At 63.0% G+C, this 4,097-nt stretch carries 3 protein-coding genes and 1 pseudogene; 1 reads left to right on the forward strand and 3 read right to left on the reverse strand.

Annotation, left to right across the window (positions count from 1 at the left end):
- Positions 1-312 (reverse strand): annotated as a pseudogene (locus L981_RS05865) (hypothetical protein); the annotation flags it as partial.
- 364 nt (positions 313-676) lie between these two features.
- On the opposite strand from L981_RS05865, the gene L981_RS05870 reads away from it, so the two are divergent.
- Positions 677-1,546 carry a D-alanyl-D-alanine carboxypeptidase family protein gene (locus tag L981_RS05870; protein WP_043612798.1) on the forward strand — a complete coding sequence of 290 codons (870 nt, stop codon included), beginning with the start codon at positions 677-679 and terminating at the stop codon, positions 1,544-1,546.
- A 316-nt stretch (positions 1,547-1,862) separates the two neighbouring features.
- Here the strand turns inward: L981_RS05870 and L981_RS05875 are convergent, their stop codons facing one another.
- On the reverse strand, positions 1,863-2,909 hold the full coding sequence (locus tag L981_RS05875; RefSeq protein ID WP_043612800.1) for a glycine betaine/L-proline ABC transporter ATP-binding protein: 1,047 nt from the start codon (positions 2,907-2,909) through the stop codon (positions 1,863-1,865).
- Entirely contained in the window at positions 2,902-3,813 is a 912-nt protein-coding gene (locus L981_RS05880; protein WP_043612801.1) for a proline/glycine betaine ABC transporter permease, read from the reverse strand. Before L981_RS05880 ends, L981_RS05875 begins: the two co-directional genes overlap by 8 nt.
- Positions 3,814-4,097: the final 284 nt, after the last annotated feature.

The raw sequence follows: 4,097 nt of genomic DNA on the forward strand, positions 1-4,097 counted from the left end.
GATCGCGATCCAGGCCGGAGAGACGAGGCGGGCGAGCACCCGCCGATCGACGGTCAGGAGCATGGCAAAGAGATAGACGGCACCGAGCACCAGGTAGCCGACCTGGTTGATGATGTTGCCTTCGTTCGCCGCGTTGGGGTCCGTCGTCACCGCGCCCTGAAACGGGATCAGGGTGAAGACGATGAGGAACAGCCCAAGGCCCGAGAGCAGCGCGGCAAGGCCGTTGACGAGTTCCGCCAGCCCGGCATCGAATGCCTCCGGCACGCGCTGGCGCGCGGTGGAGGTATCTGCCGTGGCGGTGTTCGGGTGCATGGCGGCTTAAAAACGAATGACTGGGACGCGGTTCGGCATCGTGGATCATGGCCCCGGGCCGTCCTGCCGTTCGGACAGGGCCGGCCTTGGGAGATCCGCACCTTAGCGCAATCAGGTTAAACCTCGGTGAAACGGCGGGCGGGCCGCCCGGCCGGGATGGGTCGTCGCGGCGTCGCTGGCCCTGTTATTTGCGCGCCGATTGCCGCAGGTGCTTGCCGCCCGGTCGCCGGGCCCTTAAAAGGCTAGGGTATGTCGGCCGTGTGGAAAACGCGGCCCTTGCCGTATTTCGCGGTCCGTCTTCCATAATTCGATCACGATTTTCGTCCCGAGGTCGTTCGATAGCGTCGAAACGAGAAAACACGATATGCAGTCCCTTATCCGTATGGTCGCGTCCGCCGCGGTCTCCGTGAGCCTGCTGCTTGGCAGCGCATCTTTTGCCGCCGCCGGGCAGGCCCATTTTGTTGTCAACGCCGACACCGGCTCGATCCTCGAGGCCGACAATGCCGACGAGCTGAACTTCCCGGCCTCGCTGACGAAGATGATGACGATCTATCTCGCGTTCGAAGCGCTGCGCAACGGCACCCTGCAATGGGACCAGAAGCTGACGGTTTCCGAGCGCGCAAACAGCCTGGAGCCGTTCAAGCTCGCTGTCGGCGCCGGACGCCAGATTACGGTGCGTGAAGCCGTCATGGGCATGGTCGTGCTTTCGGCCAACGATGCTGCCGTCGTCATCGGCGAGCAACTGGCCGGAACGGAAGCGGCCTTCGGCCAGATGATGACGAGCAAGGCCCGGACGCTTGGCATGACCAGCACGGTGTTCAAGAATGCCAACGGCCTTCCGGATCCGGCGCAGGTGACCACGGCGCGCGACATGGCGACGCTCGGCCTTGCGCTCATGCGCGACTTCCCGCAGGAATTCCAGCTCTTCTCCAACAAGACGATCGAGTTTCGCGGCATGAAGCTGCGCGGCCACAACGGCGTGATGAAGCGCTACGAGGGCGTTGACGGCATCAAGACCGGCTACACCGACGCTTCCGGCTACAATCTCGTGACCTCCGCCAAGCGCGGCGACACCCGCCTCGTCGCCGTCGTCATGGGCGGCAAGACGGCGCAGTCGCGCGACGACGACATGATCGCGCTGCTCGACAAGTTCCTGCCGCCGAAGGAAGACGCAAGCGCTGCCAGCATCGCCGAGCCCGCGGCCGCGGCGGCAGCGACGACCACGACGAACTGATCTTTCAGATCACTGTCTGAAATTTGCCCCTCTCCTCGGGTTTAACCCGAGGACCAACCCTCTCCCCGCAGGCGGGGCGAGGGGACGAGGGCTGCGGCATGCCGTCCGTTGCTTGGCCGCCGCCAGAGGCGGCGATGATGCATTCGGAAAAACACACGATGGTCGTCGGGTACCGACCATCGTGCAGCCCGCCAGAGATTGAAACGTTGGGGAGGGAACGCGGCCTCTCCGCAAATGCCTTCTCCCCGTCAAAACGGGGAGAAGGTGCCGGCAGGCGGATGAGGGGCAAGCGCTGGTCTCTAAATTCGGCCAAGTCTCACGCCGCCGCGCGATCCTCGTGGCTGACCGGCGTCACCATCGCGGCGATGACCGTCGAAAGGTCGAGGGCGCCGATCGGGCGGCCGTTTTCATCGACCACATGGGCAACGCCAACGCGGGCGGCCGTCATGGTGCGGGCTGCCGATTCCAGCACCGTGCCGGTTACAAGCGGCACGCCTTCGGCATTGCCCGAGATCGGCCGCATGATCGTCTCGACATTGATCACCCGGCCGCGGTTCACTTCCTTGACGAAGGCGGTGATGTAGTCGTCGGCCGGCGACAGCACGATTTCCTGGCCAGTACCCTGCTGCACCACGCGGCCATCACGCAGGATCGCGATCTTGTCGCCGAGGCGCAGCGCCTCGTCGAGGTCGTGGGTGATGAAGACGACGGTCTTCTTCAGTTCCTTCTGCAGGTCGAGCAGCACCGTCTGCATGTCGACGCGGATCAGCGGATCGAGCGCCGAATAGGCTTCGTCCATCAAGAGGATGTCGGCATCGTTGGTGAGTGCGCGGGCGAGACCGACGCGCTGCTGCATGCCGCCCGAAAGCTGGTTCGGATAATGGTTCTCGAAGCCCTTGAGACCGACACGCTCGATCCAGCCGCGGGCGCGCTTCTCGCTCTCCTTGCGATCCACACCCTGGATTTCGAGGCCGTAGACCGTGTTGTCGAGCACGGTGCGGTGTGGCAGCAGCGCGAATTTCTGGAACACCATCGCCGTCTTGTGGCGGCGGAATTCGCGCAGGTCGTTGTCGTTCATCTTGCAGACGTCGACGCCGTCATAGAGCACCTCGCCGGCGGTCGGGTCGATCAGCCGGTTGATGTGGCGGATCAGCGTCGACTTGCCGGAGCCCGAGAGACCCATGACCACCATGACGCTGCCGGCGGGCATGGAGATGTTGATGTCCTGCAAGCCGAGCACGTGGCCGTGCTGCTCGTTGAGCTCGGCCTTGCCCATGCCCTTCTTGACGGCATCGACGAAGTCGACGCCGCGGGGCCCAAAGATCTTGTAGAGGTTCTTCACCTCGATCGCGTGACTAGCCATGGATAACCTCCGAGTGCTTTTGCAGCCGCTTGCCGAAGGCCTGGCTGGTACGGTCGAAAATGATGGCGATACCGACAAGGGCAAAGCCGTTGAGGAAGCCGACGGTGAAGAACTGGTTGGCGATCGCCTGCAGCACGTTCTTGCCAAGGCCGCCAACGCCGATCATCGATGCGACGACGACCATCGCCAGCGACATCATGATCGTCTGGTTGATGCCGGCCATGATGGTCGGCAACGCCAGCGGCATCTGCACGTTCTTCAGTTTCTGCCAGGTCGAGGAGCCGAAGGCGTCGGCCGCTTCCAGCACTTCCTTGTCGACGAGGCGGATGCCGAGATTGGTGAGCCTGATCATCGGCGGCACCGCATAGATGACGACGGCGATGAGGCCCGGCACCTTGCCGATGCCGAAGATCATGACGACCGGGATCAGGTAGACGAAGCTGGGCATCGTCTGCATGACATCGAGGATCGGATTGACGAAGGCCTGGACCCGGTCCGAGCGCGCCATCAGGATGCCGATCGGAATGCCGATGAGGATGGAGATCAGCGTGCAGACGGTGACCATGGCGAGCGTGACCATGGTGTCGTTCCAAAGCCCGACGAGGCCGATGGCGATCATCGACAGCGCCGTGCCGATGGTGACGTTGATGTTGCGGCTGCCGAAATAGACGATCGCAATCATCACGGCCAGGATCACGATCCAGGGCGAACCGACAAACAGGCTTTCTAGGTAGTTCAGGAACCATTGAAGCGGCTGGACCACCGTGTCGATGGCGTTGCCATAGGATCGCACGAAGCCCTTGAAGCTGTCGTCGACAGCCTTGCGGGCGAGCCGGATCGTGCTTTCGTCAATGGCAGGGAACTTGCAAAGCAACGCTGGCAAGACACTGCAGATGGAGGCCATTTGTTTCCCCTTCTTGGCCGGAAGTTTTTTTAAAGCCGGCCGCGTCTCGGCATCGAACGGGTCGATGACGGCGCACACTTGGGTGACCTCTTTGGGTCCCGGCACTTAAACTGTGGCAGCGAAATGTGGCGTCCGCTTACCTGATAGCGACGCGAAGGCCCGTGGTTCGCCGCCTCTGGGACGATGAACGTTCAAACGAAACCCGCAAGGACGCCCCATCGTTCCCTGTCCCGGCATCAAAACCGGAACGGGCAGGCGGCCGATTCGACGGTCCGCCTGCCGTC

The sequence above is a fragment of the Ensifer sp. ZNC0028 genome (assembly GCF_000799055.1).
Taxonomy (GTDB): domain Bacteria; phylum Pseudomonadota; class Alphaproteobacteria; order Rhizobiales; family Rhizobiaceae; genus Ensifer.